Source organism: Pseudomonas sp. LAMO17WK12:I1, assembly GCF_900177315.1.
Classification (GTDB): domain Bacteria; phylum Pseudomonadota; class Gammaproteobacteria; order Pseudomonadales; family Pseudomonadaceae; genus Aquipseudomonas; species Aquipseudomonas marginalis.
Window position 1 is genome coordinate 468,076 of record NZ_FWZV01000004.1, and the last position, 19,817, is coordinate 487,892.

Genomic DNA, 19,817 nt, shown 5'->3' on the forward strand with positions numbered 1-19,817 from the left:
TTATGCTTCAGTGTATTGGTTGTAGTTCTGCTCTTCCGGTCGATGTGAAAGGCGATGCTGAATGCTCGAAATGTGGTGAGAAATATTCTTTTTCGGAAAATTATGTTAGATCGAATTTTGATAAAAAATTATTCGATAACTACCGGAAAGATTATCTTTTAAATAAAGTTCTCAATAATAATGGGTATATAAGCTATCAGTTTCTTCAGGAAGGTTCTATTTCTCTTCCAGATAGAGATGATGTGGCGGGGTTTCGTGCGTTTCTGGGTTCCAATAGCGCTGGTGGCGTAATTCTTGATGTTGGCTGCGGCGTTATGGCTCGCCCTGGTTATCTGGATTTTGATAATGTTAAGTATACAAAGTTTATTGGTCTTGATCCAATAGACGATGACTCTTTCGTCGGACTTCGATTGGTTGCTTGTAGCGAATATATTCCATTGGTTTCCTCTGCGGTCGATACCGTTGTGTTTGCGACTAGTATGGATCACGTGTGCAATCTCAAAAAAACTGTAGCGGAAAGCAATAGAGTTTTGAAAAAGGGGGGGCGAGTTGTCGTCTGGATGAGTGATCGCAGTATGAGCTTTACTCAATGGTGTAAAGACTGGCTGCGTCGTCGTCTAAATTCCTGGAAAAAGGGTTACTCGGTAGATAAATACTATGTTTACCCGAACTGGACCGTTTTGGGTGTCCCTCCCGGTGGTGTTGATCCATTTCATAGCTTTTTTGAAACTCCGGAGAAAATAATAAAACTATTTTCGAAGGGCGGCTTTAAGCTCGTTCAATCAGAGTCAAAGTCGAAAATGGAAGTTTTTCTATCTTTTGAGAAAATGCAGTAATGGTCAGGCTTTTAAAAAATCTAATACTGGTTCTATGGGAGATGTTTCTACTTCCATTTGTGTTTTTTGCTGCTTTGTTGGCGAGGTTTACTCCTAAGCCAATAGGAATAGGCTTGGGGCCAGAGCCTTTAATTAATAATGTTTATCATGCAAAGGCTTTGAGGTCAAAAGGATGGCAGGCGGAGACTTTTGTTGATTCTTTGTATTTTATTACCAATGAGTTTGATGTAAAGCTAATAAGTTCTAACAAGCTTATCTCTCGTGCAATTCGGCTGAGTTTTCTCCCCTACTTTTTTTCTATTTTTCGTTATAAAGTAATTTATATCTATTTCAATGGCGGTGGTTTATATGCTGCTAGGGTTCTGTGGGTTTTAGAACCATTTTTGTATCGTCTTGCTGGTGTAAAGGTGGTAGTTATGCCTTACGGTGGTGACGTTCAAGATATGCAGAAAAGTGGAGAGTTATATTTCAAACACGTAGTGGATCAAGATTATCCAAAGCACTTTCGTCGCCGTATGATGATTCGGTGCAAAGTTTGGATGTGGTCTCTCTATGCGGATCATGTGATTTCTGGTTGTGATTGGGTGGATTACATGCAGCATTGGGATACGTTATGTATCTCTCATTTCTCTATTGATTTGGATCGCTGGGCCCCTGGGGGTGAAGTTAATACCACTGGGCCTGTGAGAATACTTCATGCGCCGAATCATAAAAATATCAAAGGTACTCACTTTTTTAAAATCGCGGTTGAGCGCTTGAAGAATATGGGGCATGACGTCGAACTTGTCATGGTTCAAGGAGTTCCTAATGCTGAGTTGAAAAGGATGATCAGCGATTGCGATATCGTCGCGGACCAGCTGGTGATTGGCTGGTATGCAATGTTTGCTATCGAGGCAATGGCTTTAGGTAAGCCTGTTCTTTGTTACGTACGGGATGATCTTGAAGAGCTCTACATTAGAGCTGGGTTACTTGAGCGCGACGAACTTCCACTTATAAAATGTTCTCCTAAAGATTTAGATCAGATTATTGAAAAACTTGTTGTTGATCGGTTGGAACTGCGAGCGATAGGCGCGCGTGGCCGACTATATGTTGAAAAGCATCATTCGTTGGATGCTATCGGTACGATGTTTAACGCTATCAATGAAAAGCTTGAGGTAAGAGGTAATGTATAGCGTTTTACGAAGTTTCTTTATCTATGGGATGGGAGAGTTTCTTTCTCGAGTTATAGCCTTTGGTTGTTTTTTATTTCTCGCCAGTGCTTTGGTTAAGCAAGATTACGGCCTGATTGAAACGTACGTAGTTGCTATTGCTTTGCTGTGCATTCTATGTTCTTCAGGTCTTTCAAATGCACTTCAAGCTTTTTATTATTCAAGAGATGAGTTTGCAGGTGTGTCGGAGGTCGTTCGGCTCTCTACAGGGTTGACAGTTTTTCTGATATGGCAATTTTTTGCTTTTTTCCTCTTGTTACTTGTTTATTTGTTTTTTGGGCAAGATTATCCGGTCAGTGTTTTTATTTTGGCATTTGCTATTGCCTCTATGCTTGGCTTTACTCAGTTAATTCAGGATATTTTCCGTTTGCGTTTTCAGCCATTTCGTTACTTGATGGCTAGCCTTTTTTCAAAAGGTGTCGCAGCTATTGTTTCTCTTGCCTTTGTCATAGCGGGTTTTGGCGTCGAGGGTTATCTGTATGGATACGCTTTGGCTCTTTTCATTGTTGCAGTTTCTCTTTCATATTGGCTTCGTGATTTTATGTTTAAAGGTTTTGATTCGGAGCTGGCGAGGAAAATGCTCCGTTATGGTATCCCGTTTATTTTTGTAGGCTTTGGAAGCTGGGTGTTTTCTTCGCTTGATCGCTGGATGCTTGCCTCTATGGTCGGGCTTGATTCGGTAGGGGATTATGCTTTTTCAGTCCGTATCTCATTTTTAGTTGGCTTCCTCTCGTTAGCATTTGGGCAAGCTTGGGCCCCGCTGGTTTTTAAACTAAAGGAGTCTCGGCCATGGGATTACTCCTCCATTTACGGGGAAGTTCTTCTTGTTTTTACGTTGTTGATGTCTTTATTAGCTGCCGGGGTTTCTGTTTTTTCTGGTGATTTTGTTCACATGTTCTTCGCCGAAAAATATGGCAATGTTGTGCCGGGGATATTTGTTCTTTCTTTCGCGTGTGTCGTTCAGTCGACAACCAGCTTTACTGCTATTGGTATTTCTCTATCCAGAAAAACTTACTATTTTGCTTGGATGACATGGGGGGTCGCCCTATTCAGCTTTATTCTTAATTTGTATTTGATACCAAGATTTTATTTCTTTGGAGCAATTATTTCTAACTTCTGTAGTGTTTTTATTTTGACGGTTTTTTATTTTGTGTTTTCACAGAAGCTGTCTCCCATGAAGTTTAGGGTTGTTGATTTGTTATTTTCTGGAGGGATGGTGTTGGTGATGTTCGGTTTTTCGGCGCTGTTTGTGTTTAAATTGAACGACTTGTGGTTGAGTAAAGTCTTATTTTTGTTATGTGCGTTTTTGCTTGTGGCTATTTTTTCTATAAAAGTTGGGAGGCGTTATGTCCAGGCTGCATAAAACCGTTTTGTTGACCGGTGGGGGGGGGTTGTTAGGACGGGCGCTCGCGTCATCAGTTCCTGACGGTTGGGATGTTTACAGTGTGGGTAGAAACCTGCCTCAATTGCCGTCTGTCACTAATATACAATTGGACCTCACAGATCCTGATTTTTGCGACCACCTGCCAGCCAAGGTAGATGCAGTTGTGCATCTTGCACAATCTCGACGATTCAGAGAGTTTCCTTCGGGTTCGATGGATGTGTTCGCGGTAAATTCGATTGCTACCCTCAAGCTTGTGGATTATGCGCAGCGTGTTGGCTGCAAACAGTTTGTATATGCATCTACTGGTGGAGTGTATAAGCCGATTGATTGTGCCCTTACCGAAAAATCTCCAATACTGGATTGCGAGGCATCAAGTATATATCCCGCCTCTAAGATTTCGGCGGAACTAATACTAGGCGCTTATAAAAGCGTTATGAATGTAGCGATCTTGCGGTTTTTCTTCATCTATGGAGAAGGTCAGGAAGGGTCCATGCTTATGCCTAGGCTGGTCTCCAGTATAAAAAATGGAGATCCCATCAATTTGGCAGGTGAAAATGGGTTTTCATTTTGCCCTTTGTATGTAGGTGATGCCGCAGACCTGGTTTCCTCTGTCGTAGATTCTGAATATTCAGGTGTTTTGAACGTTGCAGGCCCAAGTGTCGTTAGCTTGCGAGAAGTTTGTGATGTGATTGGCACTACAATCGGTCGGGCACCTGTCTTCAACGTCCTTGATTCAGCTCCTGTCAATTTTATGGTTGACTCCTCTCGCTTGGAAGAAAAATTTGGACGGATGCATCATTCATTCGAAAGCGTCGTCGATCGAGTCGTTAGTGAGTAACCTAAAAGTTCTTCATGCCCCCAGTTCAGTGGGCGGCAACCCGCAAGCGCTCAGTCGAGCCTTGCGGATGTTGGGGGTGCGTAGTTGTTCCCTGGTTGTGTCGCAGAACTACCTAGCCTATCCGGCCGATATAGAACTACATCGCCCAGGCCAAAGTTTAGTAATGCGAGAGCTGAAGCGTATCGGGGCAATTCTATTCTTGCTCCCTCGTTTCGATGTAATCCATTACAATGCTGGGACCACGCTGGCAAACGCTTATGCTTTCAGTTTCAGTCCGCGTCAGGGTACTAAAGGCTTCCTGCGCCTTTTTTATGCCGGCTACTTGCGCGCACTGCAGCGCTTGGAAATCGCCTACATTCGTATGCTTGGCAAGGCTGTGTTTATCACCTACCAAGGCGATGATGCACGTCAGGGCGATTACAGCCGCGAACATTTCGCTATCAATATTGCCAGCCAGGTAGACGAAGGCTACTACTGCGCGGCTTCCGATGCCTTTAAGCGGCGCAACATCAAATTGCTTTCGAGTATCGCCCATCAGGTTTACTCGGTGAACCCGGATTTGTTGCATGTGCTTCCTGAGAGCGCACGTTTCACTCCCTACTCTCTTGTCTTTCTGGATGAGTGGGTGCCTTCATATACCCAAGATCAGAACCGGCCTTTGCGAATCGTGCATGCACCAAGTAACCGGAAGGTTAAAGGTTCGGATCTTATTCTCCATGGGCTGGAGAGATTGCGTGCTCAAGGCTTCGAGTTCGAGTTGCTGCTGGTCGAAGGTATGAGCAACACCGAAGCGCGGAAAATATATGAGTCGGCAGACGTTCTGGTAGACCAGCTGTTCGCTGGTTGGTACGGCGGTTTGGCGGTGGAGTTGATGGCACTTGGCAAGCCAGTGCTTGTGTACATTCGGGATGAGGACCTGGGGTTCATTCCGCCTGAAATGAAAGCGGATCTGCCCTTTCTTCAGATTACTCCCACTACGGTAGAGGACGCTTTGCGCAATTTGCTGCAGATGCCGCGTGAGACGCTTGTCGCCTTGGGCAAGCGAAGCCGGGCATTCGTTGAACGCTGGCATGACCCCCTGAGTATTGCTCGCGAGATCAAGGACGAATACGAAAAAACGCAGCATTTTATTGCAGAGGTCGCCAAATAGGATGTGTGGAATTACAGGAGGATTTTGGCGGGCTACACCTGTGGAGCTAGAACACCGGGTCAATGGCGCTCTGGCTGCGATGCATCTCCGAGGCCCGGATCATCAAGGCTTCGATCGTCACCCGTTAGGCTCTGGCACGGTCGTACTTGGTCACACTCGGCTTGCCATCATTGACCTTTCCGCTTCGGGTCAGCAGCCGATGTATTCCGCTGATCAACGTTTCGGGCTGGTATTCAACGGCGAAATCTATAACTACATCGAGTTGCGAGCAGAGCTGGAGGTTCTTGGGGCATGCTTTCGCACGCGTTCGGACACTGAGGTGTTGCTGGCTGCGTGGAGCCAGTGGGGTAAAGCTGCGCTACCTCGGCTCAAGGGCATGTTTGCCTTCGTGGTATTTGATCGCCAAGAAGATTCACTGACCTGTGTTCGCGATGCCTTTGGCATCAAACCATTCTTCTATGCGTTGGAGGATGGCGCTTTCATCTTCGGCTCCGAGCTCCCGGCCCTGCGAGCCCTGAAGGGGCAACGCTCAACGCTCAACTGGCAACGTGCATACGATTATCTGGTGCATGGCGAATACGACTTCGGGCAGGAGAGTTTCATCGAAGGCGTGGTCAGCCTGCTTCCTGGGCAGTTGCTGACAGTCGACCTCGCCATGCTCAAGGTGTCCAGTCCCAAGCCCTGGTGGACGCCGTCCATCGTACAAACCCAATCCATAAGCTTTGCCAGCGCCAGCGATCAGTTGCGCGAGATGTTTCTCGACAACGTGCGCCTGCACTTGCGTAGCGATGTGCCGGTCGGTGCCGCCTTGTCTGGAGGTGTCGATTCTTCTGCGATTGTCTGCGCCATGCGCTACCTTGAGCCGGATTCGGATATAAACACGTTCAGCTATATTGCCCGGGGCAGCGTGGTCAGCGAAGAAAGCTGGGTAGACAAGATCAACACCCACGTCGGTGCCAAGTCGCACAAGGTGATTGTTTCCGGGGACGAGTTGGCAGCCGATCTCGAAGACCTGATTACCGCGCAGGGCGAACCGTTTGGCAGTACCAGCATCTATGCCCAATATCGCGTGTTCAAGAAGGCCAAGGAACAGGGCATTACTGTCACCCTGGAAGGGCAGGGCGCCGATGAGAATCAGGGAGGGTACAGCGGATATGCGGGGCAACGTATTCGCAGCCTGCTGGACAACGGACAATGGCGCGAAGCCTGGAGCTTCTTGAATCAATGGTCGCAATGGCCGGGGCGCAGCCGTCTGGAAGGCCTGAAACGGGTTGTTGGCGAGTACAGCGAGGGCGGCCTGCACGATCTGTTGCGCGGGCTTAACGGTATGGACAATTGCCCTGCCTGGATCCGTCCGGGCCCGTTGCGCGAAAGCGGTGTTCATCTCGGCTTCCCCAAGCATGCGTCATCCCAACAAATACCGGGGCGCCGCATGATGAGCGCGTTGGCAGCCTCGTTGAACACGCGCGGTTTGCTCGGCCTGCTTCGCCATGGTGATCGCAACTCGATGCGTTTCTCGGTGGAAAGCCGCGTACCGTTCCTGACCACAAACCTGTCCGACTTCATGCTGTCCTTGCCAGAGGAATATCTGGTTTCCCCGGATGGTGAGACCAAGCACCTGCTGCGCTCGGCGTTGCGTGGGATCGTGCCGGCGGAGGTCCTGCATCGTCGCGACAAGATCGGCTTTGCGACGCCCGAGCAGCAATGGCTGATGGGCATGGCGGAGACACTTCGTCCCTGGCTGGAAGAGGATCTGGGGCTACCCTTTCTTGACCAGGCCAAACTGCTCGAGCATTTCGATGCAGTGGTTTCGGGCCGTCGGCCCTATACGTGGCAGGTCTGGCGCTGGGTCAATTTTGCACGCTGGTACGGTAGTTTGCGATGAGTAAGTTACCACTACGGATACTTTACCTGCATCCAGTCGCTGCATTCGGTGGCGCGTCAAAGAGCCTTATCGAGCTGTTCACCCGTTTGCATGCACTGGGTGTACAGGGCACGGTACTGACGCCGGATGGTCCGGTGTGCGAGGCTTTTGTCAAAGCCGGTATGGACGTACGCACGGTCAGGGGGCTTAGCCAGTTCGACAATACGCGTTTTAGCCACTATCGCCGGCTACGCTGGATTATTTTGTTGCGGGAGCTCTTACTTTTACCGTTTTCATTGACGGCGATCTGGCGCTTGCGCCATGAAAAGTTCGATTTGTTGCATGTCAACGAAGTGACATTGCTGCCTTTGGCCATTCTGGCCAAATGGCTGCTGCGTGTGCCGATGTTGGTACATGTGCGATCTCTGCAGCGCGCTCCAGGCTCTGGTTTTCGTACCAAGCTGGTCAACGCCTGGTTGAGACGTTATGCCGAGGCTGTCGTGCCGATTGATCATACCGTCGCAGCAACGCTGGCGTCGGACTTGCCCTTGAGCATCGTGCACAACGGTCTCGGGATCGAAAGCGAAGCCCTGGTCCCCTCGTCGCGAAATGCCGAAGAGCCTGTGCGCGTTGGGTTCCTCGGTGTTTTGATTCCGCTCAAGGGTATCTACGAGTTGATTGAGGCGATGCGTATCCTAAAGGCACGTAACGTTGATATCGAGTGCCTGATAGCTGGAGAAAATGCCCGCAAGCTCTCCGGGATGAAGGCCTGGGTGCTTCGTAAGTTGGGTTTTGCTGATGATGTGCGAGCCAATGTGGAACGGATGATCGATGACTACGGTTTGCAGAAGCATGTTCGTATGCTGGGCTTTATTGGCGACGTCAGGTCGCTTTACCCACAACTCGACATTCTATGCTTTCCCTCTCATCTGGATGCGGCGGGGCGGCCGGTATTCGAGGCTGCGTTCTATTCGATCCCCAGCGTTGTAGCCGTGACAAATCCTGTGTCGGACGCGCTGCTGCACGAGATCACCGGGTTAGCGATCCCGCGGCCCGACCCGGCTCTGCTTGCCGATGCCCTGCAGCGTCTGGCAGAAGACCACGGCTTGCGTCAGACCCTTGGTCGCCAGGCTCGCCAGTGGGCAGAGGAAAACTTCGCGATCGAAGTCAACGCGCAGCTGATGTACGACGTCTACGTGCGTCTACTTTCCAGATCCTGATTCTTACAAGGCACTCACTATGAGTTCTTATGATTGTCTCGTTATCGGCGCCGGTGTCATCGGGTTGGCCTGTGCTTCTCGTCTGGCGCGTTCCGGGCAGCGTGTGCTGGTGGTCGAGGCTGAACGATGGATTGGCTCGCATACCTCCAGCCGCAACTCGGAAGTCATTCACGCTGGTATCTACTACTCACCCGGTTCGTTGAAGGCACGCCTGTGCGTAGAGGGGCGCGATTTATTGTATCGCTGGTGCGTAGACCATCAAGTAGAGCATCGGCGGATTGGCAAGCTGCTCGTGGCGGTGAGCCCGGATGAAATCGCTGCGCTTGATGCCCTTCAGGACAATGCAAAAAAGTCAGGTGTTGATTCTTTGCAAGAAGTGACTGCGGCACAGCTTCGTCGGATAGAGCCTGCAGTCTCCGGTGTTGCTGCCCTGATGTCTGTGGATACTGGCATTATTGATAGCCACGCATATTTGCTCTCCCTGCTCGGTGACGCGCAGCGACATGGTACCGATCTTGCGCTGGAGACTCGGGTCAACCGTCTGCAACGCAATGGTGAGGAATGGCTGGCGGAGGGTGAAAGCTGCGGCGAGTCATTCTCCGTAGGCGTGCAGCGAGTGATAAACGCGGCAGGGATATTTTCCAGTAAGCTCGCGTCATACATCGACGGCCTTGAGGCGCGTCATGTACCGACAACCCAATGGTGTCGGGGGCGTTATTTTTCCTACAGTGGGCGTTCACCGTTTACACGTCTGATCTACCCGATGCCAGAGATGAATACGGCGGGCCTCGGAGTGCACGCCACGATCGATATGGGGGGGCAGGTGCGATTCGGGCCGGACGTCGCCTGGACCGACACAGTCGACTATCAGGTGGAAGAATACCTCAGAAGCGATTTCGCGGTGGCGATCCAACGCTATTTTCCGAAGCTTGATCCGCAGCGCCTGACGCCGGGTTACTGCGGTATTCGCCCCAAACTTTCAGGACCGGGACAGCCGGCGGAAGATTTTCTTATACAGTGTTCACAAACCCATGGCCTGCGCGGGCTCATCAACCTTTACGGGATAGAATCCCCAGGGCTGACTGCTAGTCTTGCTATCGCCGATCATGTTGTCAGAATCATTGATTGAGTTCTCCTGATTACTTATGAAGATTCTCGTTCTATCCCAATACTTTTGGCCTGAAAGTTTTATTATCAACGACATTGTGCGGACCCTCGATGAGCAGGGTCATGACATCGTCGTGGCTACAGGAAAACCCAACTACCCGGATGGCAGGATTTTCGAAGGCTACAGTGCCAAAGGCATCCAATACGAACGTTATCTCGGCAAAATTGATGTGTTTAGAGTACCGCTGTGGCCGCGAGGTAAGGGCGGGGCGAAAAACCTGATATTCAATTATCTTTCGTTTGTTTTGGCTGGTTTGTTGTTTCTGCCTTGGATGTTGCGCAAGCGTGAGTTTGATGCAATTTTGGTGTTCGCTCCGTCACCCGTCTTACAGGCTATTCCGGCGATTCCATTGAAGTGGCTGAAGAGAGCAAAACTTGCTCTGTGGGTACAGGATCTGTGGCCGGAGAGCCTCAAGGCTACCGGTTTTATCAGCAATCCTCATGCTCTCAAGGCTGTTGGATGGCTGGTTAAAGGTATCTATCGTTGCTGCGATATTTTGTTGGTGCAGTCGCGTGCCTTTTTTGAACCGGTTTCGCGCTATGCTGATCCCGATAAAATCATTTATTACCCTAACTCGATAGATGCAAATTCGTCTGCGGACGCGGTTCCTGTTCCTCCTGAACTGAGCGCATTGCTGGAACAGTATTTCTGTGTGGTTTTTGCGGGTAACCTGGGTACTGCTCAGGCTCTGGATACTCTAGTGGAGGCTGCCTTGCATTTGCGCGAGGATGCGCAAATCCGATTGGTTCTCGTGGGCAGCGGAAGTCGCCTGGAGTGGCTCCAGTCACAGCAGCAGGCTCTAGGCTTGAATAACCTTATCCTGGCTGGGCGATTTGTGCCGCAAGCGATGCCGAAAATTTTTGAGAAATCATCTGCATTGCTGGTTTCGCTCAATGATAACGAAGCGTTTGCACAAACAGTTCCGAGCAAGATCCAGGCATATTTGGCAGCAGGTCGACCAATTCTTGCCAGCATTAATGGTGAGGGCGCGCGGGTCGTGTCAGAGGCGGGCGCGGGGTTGACATCAGCAGCCGGGGAGGCCTTGCCTCTTGTTGAAAACATTCGTCGTCTGCAGGCTCTCGGTGTCGCCGAGCGTGAGGCTATGGGGAAATCGGGGCGAGATTATTTTGATGCGAATTTTGACATGCCGTCCCAAGTGAACAATTTGGTTCGCCTTCTGTCATAAGTGCTGTAGTGCTTGCAGATGTTTTTCCTTTTAGATCATGAGGAAGGTGTTTTTTGAACCATTTTTTCACGAGTGTCAAAGCCCTTCCTGTTTTTTTAATTGGATTGATTTATTTTCCTGCATCATTGCTGGGATTGGTTCTTTTTCATGATCGGGAGTCGATCGAGCTTTTAATCTTGATTTTGTTGTTTTGTCTGATTTATTTTTTTTCTTATGGTTTTTTTTCGCAAATATTCCTATTTTTAGCTCAGAAAATATCGAGATCCATTCGAATTTCTCGCGTGGTTTGGTATCGCCTGTCGATTGTTGCATTTTGTATATATGCAACAAGTCTTTTTTATGCTGTTCATCTGGCGGACGCCGTGCCTGCAATGGTCGCCCTGAAGGGCGGGACATTAATGGATATTGCGCAGGCACGCGGTCAATTCCTAGCGGGATTAGAGGGGTATGAGAGCTTGCTTAGATATGCGGTTTTTATTTTAGGGCGCTCTGTGATGCCGCTGGTTCTGGTTGCCGCATTTGTTTTTAATTCAAAGTTTCGTTATTGGCTTTTAATCGCGCTGCTCGCGCTCTCGATGTTGTCTTTGGAAAAGGCAGCACCGGTATTTATATTTCTTCCCTGTATATTGTTTTTTTTTACTTCGAGGAAATGGTTGAGTGCGTTTTTGGTTATTCTCTTAATGGTTGCAAGCATTGGTGCCATGACCCTTCTTGCCATGGGCGGCGTCGGGGATGCGCGAATGAAAGGTGCGAATGCTGTACTCAAGGAAGAACATCCTATGGAAGTTTCAATACCGCCAGGCCTGCCAATTCAGGAGGCGATGGGACGCCCCGGGCGATTTTTTTTGCCGAATATGGTTCAAGATCAGTTTGGGGTCGGACAAGTTACGGTTGACGCAGATGAGGTATCCGGAAAACTAATTATTTTGTTAAATAGAGTCGTATGGATCCCTTACATAACGGCTTACGATTGGCTAGGTTTTCATCGAGAAGTGTTGGATGGAAAGCTGTCGTTAGGCCGTTCGATTAGCTTTGTTCACCTTCTTTATGGTGAGCCGAAAATGCTGCTTGAGAAGATGGTTTATGTTTACGAGTTTGGTGCGTCTCCTGGAGGTGCAGGTGCCGCCAATACCGCTTTTTTTGTAGATGCCAAACTTGCGTTCGGGTGGGCGGGAGTGGTGGTTTACTGCCTGATCTTCACATTCTGCGCGGCATGCATATTTTCCTCTGGAAATCAGATATTGATGGTTTCGAGTATTGTGTGTTTTTTCGTGGCATCAGTGAGTTCGCTCACCGCTACGCTTCTTAGTGGGGGACTCTTTATATATGTAGTATTGGCCTTTCTTCTTTTTGAGCGTAGAGCCGTTGTTCCGGTTCTGTGTAAAACTGGTGATTATAAATGAAGCCAGGCATGGCGGTGTCTACGTTGAAAACCGCCGTAGGGCAGTTTGTTGGTTTGGTGCTAGGTGCGGTCGCGGTGAAGCTACTCGCCGTGCTAGCTGGGCCTGCGGGCGTAGGGCTGTACTCTATACTGCGGCATTTGCAGCAGATGCTTTCATCCATTGCTTCCATTGGAGGCCAGAACGCTGTAGTTCAAGGGCTAAGCAGCCATAAAGGGATTGCAAAGCGCCAATTTTTCATATCGTCTTTCTATATTTTTATCCTCGCGAGTGTTTTACTTTCAATAACTATTTTAATTTCTGCTGATTTTATCGCCGCCTGGATTTTCGCAGGCGAGCATGCGTCCGCTATTCGCTGGCTGATTATCCCGATTGTCCTTGGTGCACTACTTTTTTTCTTTCGAGGCGTGCTGACGGCCGAAATGGAATTTGGGGCACTGAGCATAGTGACCATGCTCACTGGCCTGGGGGCTGCGCTTGTCGCGTTACCGGTAGGCCTTGTCTATGCTCGCGGTAACTCCAATGCCATGGTTCTTTTTCTGGCCGGCGGGCCATTGCTTGGATTGATCGCCGCTTTTTTTTATGTTCGACGCCAAGGTTATTTCAGAGGCATAAAAGCGATTGCGCCGAGCGGAGCGACACGAGGCGCAGCCGTGCGATTCCTGCAAGTCGCGCTACCGTCCTTACTGTCACTGTTTCTAACGCTGGGCAGTGTGCTGATCGTCCGAAGTTACATCGTACGTCTCTATGGATTGGAGGGCGCCGGGCAGTTTGATGCGGCGTGGAGTATCAGTGCAATGTATCTTGCGTTGTTTTTGACATCGTTACAAAGTTATCTGTTACCTGAACTCAGCAAAGTTGTTGGGGGGCGTGAGTTACATTCGGCCTTAGCCAAGGCATTTCATTTCGCGCTGTTAATATCGCTACCGCTTATATGCGGCCTGGTGGTGATGAAGCCGCTTATTGTGTCTGTTCTGTTCAGCCATGAATTTCTCCCTTCACTTGATGTATTGCGCTGGGTACTTATTGGGGATTTTGTCAGGGTCTTGGGTTGGGTTATCTCAACGGCGCTGGTCGCGCGTGCCGACATGAAAGGTTTTGCGATGGCCGAGGCCCTCTGGAGTATGATTTTTATGTCGGTGTCCCTGTGGCTTCTGCCCTATGGGCTTGAGTGGGTCGGCTTTGCGTATTTCGCCAGCTATGGGTTCTATCTTGTATTCTTGACATCACGCCTGCGACTCAGTCATGGCGTGGCACTGAAGGGGCGAAAACTTCTGTATTGGCTGGCTGGTTTTCTGATAGTCGTTGTCACTGCCTGGCTCTGTCGCGACGATAGAGAGTTTTATTCGTGGCATTTCATTCTGATATTGCCGGCAATGTTGTTCAGCTTTTTTATCATGGGCGTAGATGAACGACTGTTTGCTCAACATCTTTTGAGTCGCTTGCGACTCAAATTGTCTGGTTTGTCCGGGCGTCGTTAAGACGGCTCGAGGTTAAGGGATAGATATGAAGATTTTGGTTCTTGGAGTCACTGGCATGCTCGGTAACGCAGTGTTCCGCGTGTTTTCGGGGGATGCCGAACACGACACATGGGGTACCGTACGAAGCAATACCGCGCTGCGGAATTTTTCGCCGCAACACCAGTCGCACCTGCTCACCGGCGTGGATGTTCTCGATCAGGATGCGCTCGTCGCGGTATTGGCGAAGGTCCGGCCGGACGTTGTAATTAACTGTGTAGGGCTGATCAAGCAACTGGCCGATGCCAAGGATCCGCTGACCGCATTGCCAATCAACGCCATGTTGCCGCATCGACTCGCACGACTCTGTGCGTTGAGTAATGCACGACTCATCCACATCAGTACCGATTGTGTCTTTTCCGGAGGCAAGGGTGGCTATCTGGAAAGCGATATTTCGGACGCCGAGGACCTCTACGGTAAATCGAAGTACATCGGCGAACTCCACGATTTGCCTCACGCAATCACTTTGCGTACCTCGATCATTGGGCACGAACTGAACTCCAACCACTCGCTGTTGGACTGGTTTCTGTCACAAGAAGGTACTACGCGAGGTTTTTCCCGGGCGATTTTTTCAGGTTTGCCCACCGCTGAGTTGGCCCGAGTGATGAAAGACTTCGTCCTCCCGCACCCGGAGCTCAATGGCCTGTATCATGTGTCCGCAGATCCAATTGCCAAGCTCGATCTATTGACACTGATTGCCAGCCAATATGGCAAATCCATTGAGATTCGCCCAGACGCAGCGTTGGTGATCGATCGCTCGCTCAACAGTGAGCGCTTCACTCAGGCAACTGGATACAAAGCTCCAACCTGGCCCCAGCTCATCGAGTTGATGCACGCCACTCGCTAACGAATTCGGAAGGGTTTACATGTTCGACGACAAGGTATTGATGATCACCGGTGGCACCGGTTCTTTCGGCCATACGGTCCTCAGGCGTTTTCTCAATACCGCTGTGCGCGAGATTCGCATCTTCAGTCGTGATGAGAAAAAGCAGGAAGATATGCGTATCGCCTTGGCCAACGACAAGGTCAAGTTCTACATCGGCGATGTTCGTGATCGCGATAGCCTGGATCAGGCCATGGTGGGTGTGGACTACATCTTCCATGCTGCGGCCCTGAAGCAGGTTCCGTCCTGTGAGTTTTATCCGATGGAAGCGGTGCGCACCAACGTGCTGGGTACCGAGAATGTGCTGAACGCGGCTATCTCCAGCGGTGTGCAGCGAGTTGTGGTGTTGAGTACCGATAAGGCTGTCTATCCGATCAATGCTATGGGCATCTCCAAGGCGATGTCCGAGAAGTTGATGGTCGCTAAATCACGCATGATCCCGGCTTCAGGCCCAGTCATTTGTGCGACACGTTACGGCAATGTCATGGCCTCGCGCGGCTCAGTGATTCCCTTGTTTGTTGACCAACTTCGTAAGGGCGGGGCGTTGACGGTAACCGACCCGGAGATGACCCGCTTCCTGATGTCGCTTGAAGATTCGGTTGATCTGGTTTTGCATGCTTTCGAACACGGCCAGCAAGGCGATTTGTTCGTCCAGAAAGCACCGGCCTCGACCGTAGGCGACTTGGCCGAAGCGCTCAAGCAGCTGTTCGGCAAGACAAACGAGGTCAAGGTCATCGGTACACGCCATGGCGAGAAGCTTTACGAGTCGCTGGTTTCTCGCGAGGAAATGGCCAAGGCCGAGGACATGGGACGTTACTACCGGATTCCGGCTGACAACCGTGACCTGAACTACAACAAGTACTTTGTTGAAGGAGAGGAGCGTATATCCGAATTCTACGACTACACCTCGCACAATACCGAGCGCCTGGATGTACCCGGCATCAAGGAATTGCTACTCAAGCTTGATTACATCAAGGAGCAACTCGATGCTTAAGGTCATGACACTCGTCGGCACGCGTCCCGAGCTGATCAAAATGAGCCGGGTCATCGCCGAACTGGATCGTCAGGTCAATCATGTCCTGGTGCACTCGGGGCAGAACTACGATTACGAGCTCAATCAGGTGTTTTTCGACGATCTGGAAATTCGCAAGCCGGACCACTTCCTCGGCGCTGCCGGCGATACAGCCGCGAAAACCATTGCCGAAGTCATTGCCAAGTCCGATGAAATCTTCGAACTGGAACAGCCTGATGCGTTGCTGCTTTATGGTGACACCAATACGTGCCTTGCAGTGATCGCCGCCAAACGTCGCAAGATTCCGGTATTCCATATGGAGGCCGGAAACCGCTGTTTCGATCAGCGGGTACCTGAGGAACTTAACCGCAAAGTGCTGGACCACCTCAGTGACATCAACATGGTCTTGACCGAGCATGCTCGTCGTTATCTGATCGCCGAGGGCATTCGTCCGGAAACGATCATTAAGACAGGCTCGCACATGCAGGAAGTTCTTGAGTACTACATGCCCAAGATCGAGCAGTCCGATGTGTTGGCACGCAGTGGCCTAGAGCAGGATAAGTTCTTCATCGTCAGTGCCCACCGCGAGGAGAACGTCGACACACCGGATAACCTGCGTGATTTGCTGGATACGTTGCGCTCCCTGGCGGACCATTATGGTTTCCCACTGATCGTCTCGACGCACCCTCGTACGCGCAAGCGGCTCGAAGAGTTGGGTGAGTCCCTTGACCATCCGCTGATCCGCTTCGTCAAACCGTTCGGTCTGTTGGATTACATCAAGCTGCAAATGTCGGCGTTTTGCGTGCTGTCCGATAGCGGCACCATTACCGAGGAGGCTTCGTTGTTGAGCCTGCCGGCGGTCACCTTGCGCAACGCCCACGAACGCCCTGAAGGTATGGACGAGGGGACATTGATCATGAGCGGCCTCAAGCGCGAATCCGTGATGGATGCGGTTCGAGTGATTACCAGCCAGCATGCGCGCGAGCAACGTAAAGTGCCAGTGGTTGCGGATTATCAAGGTGGACCGGTTTCGTTACAGGTGGTTCGTGTTGTGCTGAGTTACACCGACTACATCAATCGTACGGTGTGGAAGAAGGCTTGAAGTCGCTATGACACGTGTTCTTCTAACCGGAGCCAGTGGCTTTGTCGGAGCTGCGGTTCAGGCTCGCCTGCTGAGTGACCCCAGATACCTGGTGCGTTCGGTCTATCGGCGGCTACCGTCGCAGCCGCTCGCGCGTCTGGAAGTCTGTCAGGTCCCGGGACTTGAGCCGCAAAGTGACTGGCAGCAGGCGCTTGAGAGGGTTGATGTGGTCATCCACTGCGCCGGTCGGGTCCACGTCATGGACGAGCGTGAGGTCGATCCCTTGGAGGTGTTCCGGCGCGTGAATGTGCGGGGGACATTACGTTTGGCAGAACAAGCGGCAGAGGCCGGTGTTCGCCGTTTCATCTATCTGAGCTCAATCAAGGTCAACGGTGAGGGGACTTTGCCGGGCCACCCTTATACCGCGAATGACGTGCCCGCCCCAGTAGATCCCTATGGCATCTCCAAGTTGGAAGCAGAGCAAGCATTGCTGATGCTCGCAGCTGAAACGCAGATGGAAGTCGTGATTATTCGTCCGGTGCTGGTGTACGGGCCAGGGGTGAAAGCCAACTTTCGTAGCATGATGGGCTGGCTCAATCGTGGTGTGCCTTTGCCGTTGGGCGCGATCACCAACAAGCGAAGTTTGGTGGCGCTGGACAATCTGGTCGACCTGATAGTGATATGCACACATCACCCTGCTGCTGCGAATCAGGTGTTTCTGGTGAGCGACGATGAAGACCTCTCAACGAGTGAGCTGCTGCGACTGATGGCGCGAGCACTGGGCAGGCCAGCGCGCCTGTTGCCGTTTCCTATGTGGATGTTGCGTGGAGTTGCGCAGTTGCTTGGAAAAAAAGCACTGTCACAGCGTCTGTGTGGATCGCTTCAGGTCGATATCAAAAAAACCAAAGCATTGCTTGAGTGGACCCCTGCGATCAGTGTGAGCGGGGCGTTGGAAAAAACCGCAAAAGATTTTCTGGAGCGTTGACCGTGGCAGGGAAGGAGGGTGGGCAATTCGAAAGTCGAACGAAAGGATCTCGGACAATGCGTGAGCGTTTATTAAATTTGCCGCGTAGTTACAAGCGTATCTTGCAGTTGATGGTCGATGTGGTGTTGCTCTGGTTGGCATTGTGGCTCTCGTTTGTCGTGAGACTGGGGATTGAGCAACCTATCAACCCGTTTGGTGATTACGCCTGGCTATTCATCGCCGCACCGATCATTTCTGTGCCTATTTTTATCCGATTTGGCCTTTATCGCGCGGTGATGCGCTATTTCGGTAATGAGGCGCTGGTCAGTATCTTCAAAGCCGTGGCGTTGTCGGCGCTGGTATTAACGGTCTATGTCTATTTGTACCGTCCTAACGTATTGGTACCCCGTTCGTTGATCATCAACTTCTGGTGGCTCAGTTTGTTGATGATCGGCGGGTTAAGGTTGTTCATGCGCCAGTATTTCCTTGGTGACTGGTTCCTAGCCGGTCAGCATGTGCCTTTTCTACGACAGGACGATGACGCCACCAAAGTCGCTGTCTATGGTGGTGGTGCGGCAGGTAATCAGTTAGTTGCGGCGCTGCGGTCGGACAAGTCAATGCGGCCGGTTGCGATTATTGACGACGACGCGAGTATCGCGCGCCGGGTAATTGCCGGGCTCAAGGTTTACCCTTCTTCTGATATTGAGCAGATGATCGAGGAGACCGGTGCCACCGAAGTACTGTTGGCTATCCCATCGGCCTCGCGTGCGCGACGCCGTGAAATCCTGGCTGCGCTTGAGTTTTATCCGCTACATGTGCGTACGATTCCGGGGTTCATGGACTTGGCCAATGGCCGTGTCAGCGTCAGTGATCTGCAGGAAGTTGATATTGTCGATCTGCTCGGCCGGGATCCAGTTGCGGCGCAGCAGGCTCTATTCGAACGCTGCATCCGCGATCATGTTGTCCTTGTGACGGGGGCCGGCGGCTCCATTGGCTCGGAATTATGTAGGCAGATTCTCACCAGCCAGCCAACGGCGCTGATCCTGTTCGAACACAGTGAATTCAATCTCTATAGCATCCAGACCGAACTGGAGAAGCTGATCCAGGATGAAGGGTTGAACCTGGAGCTGGTGCCGATTCTGGGTTCGATTCGCAACAGTGAGCGTTTGCTTGATGTGATGCGTGTCTGGAACGTTAATACGGTTTATCACGCAGCAGCCTACAAACACGTCCCCATTGTCGAACATAATGTCGCTGAGGGTGTGTTGAATAATGTCCTTGGGACGTTGCTCACCGCGCAGGCTGCAGTGCAAGCCGGTGTAGAGCACTTTGTGTTGATATCTACCGACAAGGCGGTTCGACCGACTAACGTCATGGGATGTACCAAACGACTGGCTGAAATGACGCTGCAGGCGTTGAGTCGAGAGCCCCAACCGTTGCTGTTCGGTGAGCATGTCATGCAGCCGTGCACCAACAAGACACGGTTCACCATGGTGCGTTTCGGCAATGTCCTGGGCTCGTCTGGCTCAGTCATTCCCTTGTTTCGGGAACAAATAAAGAATGGTGGTCCCATTACGGTTACCCACCCGAACATGACCCGCTATTTCATGACCATCCCCGAAGCTGCGCAGTTGGTTATTCAAGCGGGCTCCATGGGGCAGGGCGGTGATGTATTTGTGCTCGATATGGGGCAACCGGTGAAAATTGCGGATTTGGCCGAAAAGATGGTTCACCTATCGGGTCTGTCATTACGCACTCATGAGAGTCCCAACGGAGACATCGCGATTGAGTTCACCGGGCTGCGTCGGGGTGAAAAGCTCTATGAAGAATTGCTGATTGGGGACAACGTATCACCCACCGAGCACTCGATGATCATGCGCGCCGACGAGGAGCATCTGCCGTGGGAACCATTAAAACTGGCAATAGCGGCGCTGCTGGATGCTGTTGCTGCGGATAATTATGTCCAATTGCGCGAATTGCTCGGCGCGACAGTGAGTGGCTACGTGCCCGAGTGTCAGATTGTCGATCTGATTCACAGGCGCCGTCAGGAAAATGCTGGCGGCCTTTGAGTGACAGAGCAATTGAAGCGCCATTTTCTGGGCCCTG

The 19,817-nt window shown here is 51.0% G+C and carries 16 protein-coding genes; all 16 read left to right on the forward strand.

Going from position 1 to position 19,817, the window contains the following annotated elements; all coding sequences use genetic code 11:
* The first annotated feature begins 2 nt into the window (after positions 1–2).
* The 16 genes from B9N88_RS09930 (at position 3) to B9N88_RS10005 (ending at position 19,780) form a co-directional block, all read left to right on the forward strand.
* A complete protein-coding gene (locus B9N88_RS09930; RefSeq protein ID WP_081744394.1) occupies positions 3–836 on the forward strand; it encodes a class I SAM-dependent methyltransferase in 834 nt (277 codons plus the stop codon).
* 41 nt (positions 837–877) lie between these two features.
* The gene (locus B9N88_RS09935; RefSeq protein WP_143491249.1) at positions 878–2,008 is read left to right on the forward strand and encodes a glycosyltransferase family protein; all 1,131 of its coding nucleotides are present in this window, start codon (positions 878–880) and stop codon (positions 2,006–2,008) included.
* Complete coding sequence (locus B9N88_RS09940) at positions 2,001–3,407, forward strand: oligosaccharide flippase family protein (protein ID WP_027604165.1); 1,407 nt, start codon at positions 2,001–2,003, stop codon at positions 3,405–3,407. Before B9N88_RS09935 ends, B9N88_RS09940 begins: the two co-directional genes overlap by 8 nt.
* Positions 3,391–4,266: an NAD-dependent epimerase/dehydratase family protein gene (locus B9N88_RS09945; protein ID WP_081744393.1), complete on the forward strand. Its 876-nt coding sequence runs from the start codon at positions 3,391–3,393 to the stop codon at positions 4,264–4,266. Before B9N88_RS09940 ends, B9N88_RS09945 begins: the two co-directional genes overlap by 17 nt.
* Before the next feature lie 163 nt (positions 4,267–4,429).
* The gene (locus tag B9N88_RS09950; protein ID WP_256221113.1) at positions 4,430–5,416 is read left to right on the forward strand and encodes a glycosyltransferase family protein; all 987 of its coding nucleotides are present in this window, start codon (positions 4,430–4,432) and stop codon (positions 5,414–5,416) included.
* Position 5,417: 1 nt separating this feature from the next.
* Positions 5,418–7,301 (forward strand): asparagine synthase (glutamine-hydrolyzing), encoded by a 1,884-nt coding sequence (gene asnB, locus B9N88_RS09955; RefSeq protein WP_027604163.1) that lies wholly within the window; start codon positions 5,418–5,420, stop codon positions 7,299–7,301.
* Complete coding sequence (locus B9N88_RS09960) at positions 7,298–8,500, forward strand: glycosyltransferase family 4 protein (protein WP_027604162.1); 1,203 nt, start codon at positions 7,298–7,300, stop codon at positions 8,498–8,500. The genes asnB and B9N88_RS09960 overlap by 4 nt, the downstream gene beginning before the upstream one ends.
* A 19-nt stretch (positions 8,501–8,519) precedes the next feature.
* Complete coding sequence (locus B9N88_RS09965; protein WP_027604161.1) at positions 8,520–9,629, forward strand: NAD(P)/FAD-dependent oxidoreductase; 1,110 nt, start codon at positions 8,520–8,522, stop codon at positions 9,627–9,629.
* Positions 9,630–9,645: 16 nt separating this feature from the next.
* Positions 9,646–10,854, forward strand: a complete 1,209-nt coding sequence (locus B9N88_RS09970) for a glycosyltransferase family 4 protein (RefSeq protein WP_027604160.1) — start codon at positions 9,646–9,648, stop codon at positions 10,852–10,854.
* Positions 10,855–10,907: 53 nt separating this feature from the next.
* The gene (locus B9N88_RS09975; protein ID WP_027604159.1) at positions 10,908–12,257 is read left to right on the forward strand and encodes a hypothetical protein; all 1,350 of its coding nucleotides are present in this window, start codon (positions 10,908–10,910) and stop codon (positions 12,255–12,257) included.
* The gene (locus B9N88_RS09980) at positions 12,254–13,735 is read left to right on the forward strand and encodes an oligosaccharide flippase family protein (protein ID WP_081744392.1); all 1,482 of its coding nucleotides are present in this window, start codon (positions 12,254–12,256) and stop codon (positions 13,733–13,735) included. The genes B9N88_RS09975 and B9N88_RS09980 overlap by 4 nt, the downstream gene beginning before the upstream one ends.
* Positions 13,736–13,760: 25 nt before the next feature.
* Positions 13,761–14,618 (forward strand): dTDP-4-dehydrorhamnose reductase family protein, encoded by an 858-nt coding sequence (locus tag B9N88_RS09985; protein ID WP_027604157.1) that lies wholly within the window; start codon positions 13,761–13,763, stop codon positions 14,616–14,618.
* Between the two features lie 19 nt (positions 14,619–14,637).
* Positions 14,638–15,648, forward strand: coding sequence for a polysaccharide biosynthesis protein (locus B9N88_RS09990; RefSeq protein WP_027604156.1), 1,011 nt, complete (start codon positions 14,638–14,640; stop codon positions 15,646–15,648).
* The gene (gene wecB, locus B9N88_RS09995; protein WP_027604155.1) at positions 15,641–16,768 is read left to right on the forward strand and encodes a non-hydrolyzing UDP-N-acetylglucosamine 2-epimerase; all 1,128 of its coding nucleotides are present in this window, start codon (positions 15,641–15,643) and stop codon (positions 16,766–16,768) included. The genes B9N88_RS09990 and wecB overlap by 8 nt, the downstream gene beginning before the upstream one ends.
* Positions 16,769–16,775: 7 nt before the next feature.
* Positions 16,776–17,732, forward strand: a complete 957-nt coding sequence (locus B9N88_RS10000) for a UDP-glucose 4-epimerase family protein (protein WP_027604154.1) — start codon at positions 16,776–16,778, stop codon at positions 17,730–17,732.
* A gap of 56 nt (positions 17,733–17,788) precedes the next feature.
* Positions 17,789–19,780 (forward strand): polysaccharide biosynthesis protein, encoded by a 1,992-nt coding sequence (locus B9N88_RS10005; RefSeq protein WP_027604153.1) that lies wholly within the window; start codon positions 17,789–17,791, stop codon positions 19,778–19,780.
* Positions 19,781–19,817: the final 37 nt, after the last annotated feature.

Coding starts and splice junctions, on each gene's coding strand:
- B9N88_RS09930 (WP_081744394.1), top strand. CDS start 3: ATGCTTCAGTGTATTGGTTGTAGTTCTGCTCTTCCGGTCGATGTGAAA.
- B9N88_RS09935 (WP_143491249.1), top strand. CDS start 878: ATGTTTCTACTTCCATTTGTGTTTTTTGCTGCTTTGTTGGCGAGGTTT.
- B9N88_RS09940 (WP_027604165.1), top strand. CDS start 2,001: ATGTATAGCGTTTTACGAAGTTTCTTTATCTATGGGATGGGAGAGTTT.
- B9N88_RS09945 (WP_081744393.1), top strand. CDS start 3,391: ATGTCCAGGCTGCATAAAACCGTTTTGTTGACCGGTGGGGGGGGGTTG.
- B9N88_RS09950 (WP_256221113.1), top strand. CDS start 4,430: ATGCGAGAGCTGAAGCGTATCGGGGCAATTCTATTCTTGCTCCCTCGT.
- asnB (WP_027604163.1), top strand. CDS start 5,418: ATGTGTGGAATTACAGGAGGATTTTGGCGGGCTACACCTGTGGAGCTA.
- B9N88_RS09960 (WP_027604162.1), top strand. CDS start 7,298: ATGAGTAAGTTACCACTACGGATACTTTACCTGCATCCAGTCGCTGCA.
- B9N88_RS09965 (WP_027604161.1), top strand. CDS start 8,520: ATGAGTTCTTATGATTGTCTCGTTATCGGCGCCGGTGTCATCGGGTTG.
- B9N88_RS09970 (WP_027604160.1), top strand. CDS start 9,646: ATGAAGATTCTCGTTCTATCCCAATACTTTTGGCCTGAAAGTTTTATT.
- B9N88_RS09980 (WP_081744392.1), top strand. CDS start 12,254: ATGAAGCCAGGCATGGCGGTGTCTACGTTGAAAACCGCCGTAGGGCAG.
- B9N88_RS09985 (WP_027604157.1), top strand. CDS start 13,761: ATGAAGATTTTGGTTCTTGGAGTCACTGGCATGCTCGGTAACGCAGTG.
- B9N88_RS09990 (WP_027604156.1), top strand. CDS start 14,638: ATGTTCGACGACAAGGTATTGATGATCACCGGTGGCACCGGTTCTTTC.
- wecB (WP_027604155.1), top strand. CDS start 15,641: ATGCTTAAGGTCATGACACTCGTCGGCACGCGTCCCGAGCTGATCAAA.
- B9N88_RS10000 (WP_027604154.1), top strand. CDS start 16,776: ATGACACGTGTTCTTCTAACCGGAGCCAGTGGCTTTGTCGGAGCTGCG.
- B9N88_RS10005 (WP_027604153.1), top strand. CDS start 17,789: ATGCGTGAGCGTTTATTAAATTTGCCGCGTAGTTACAAGCGTATCTTG.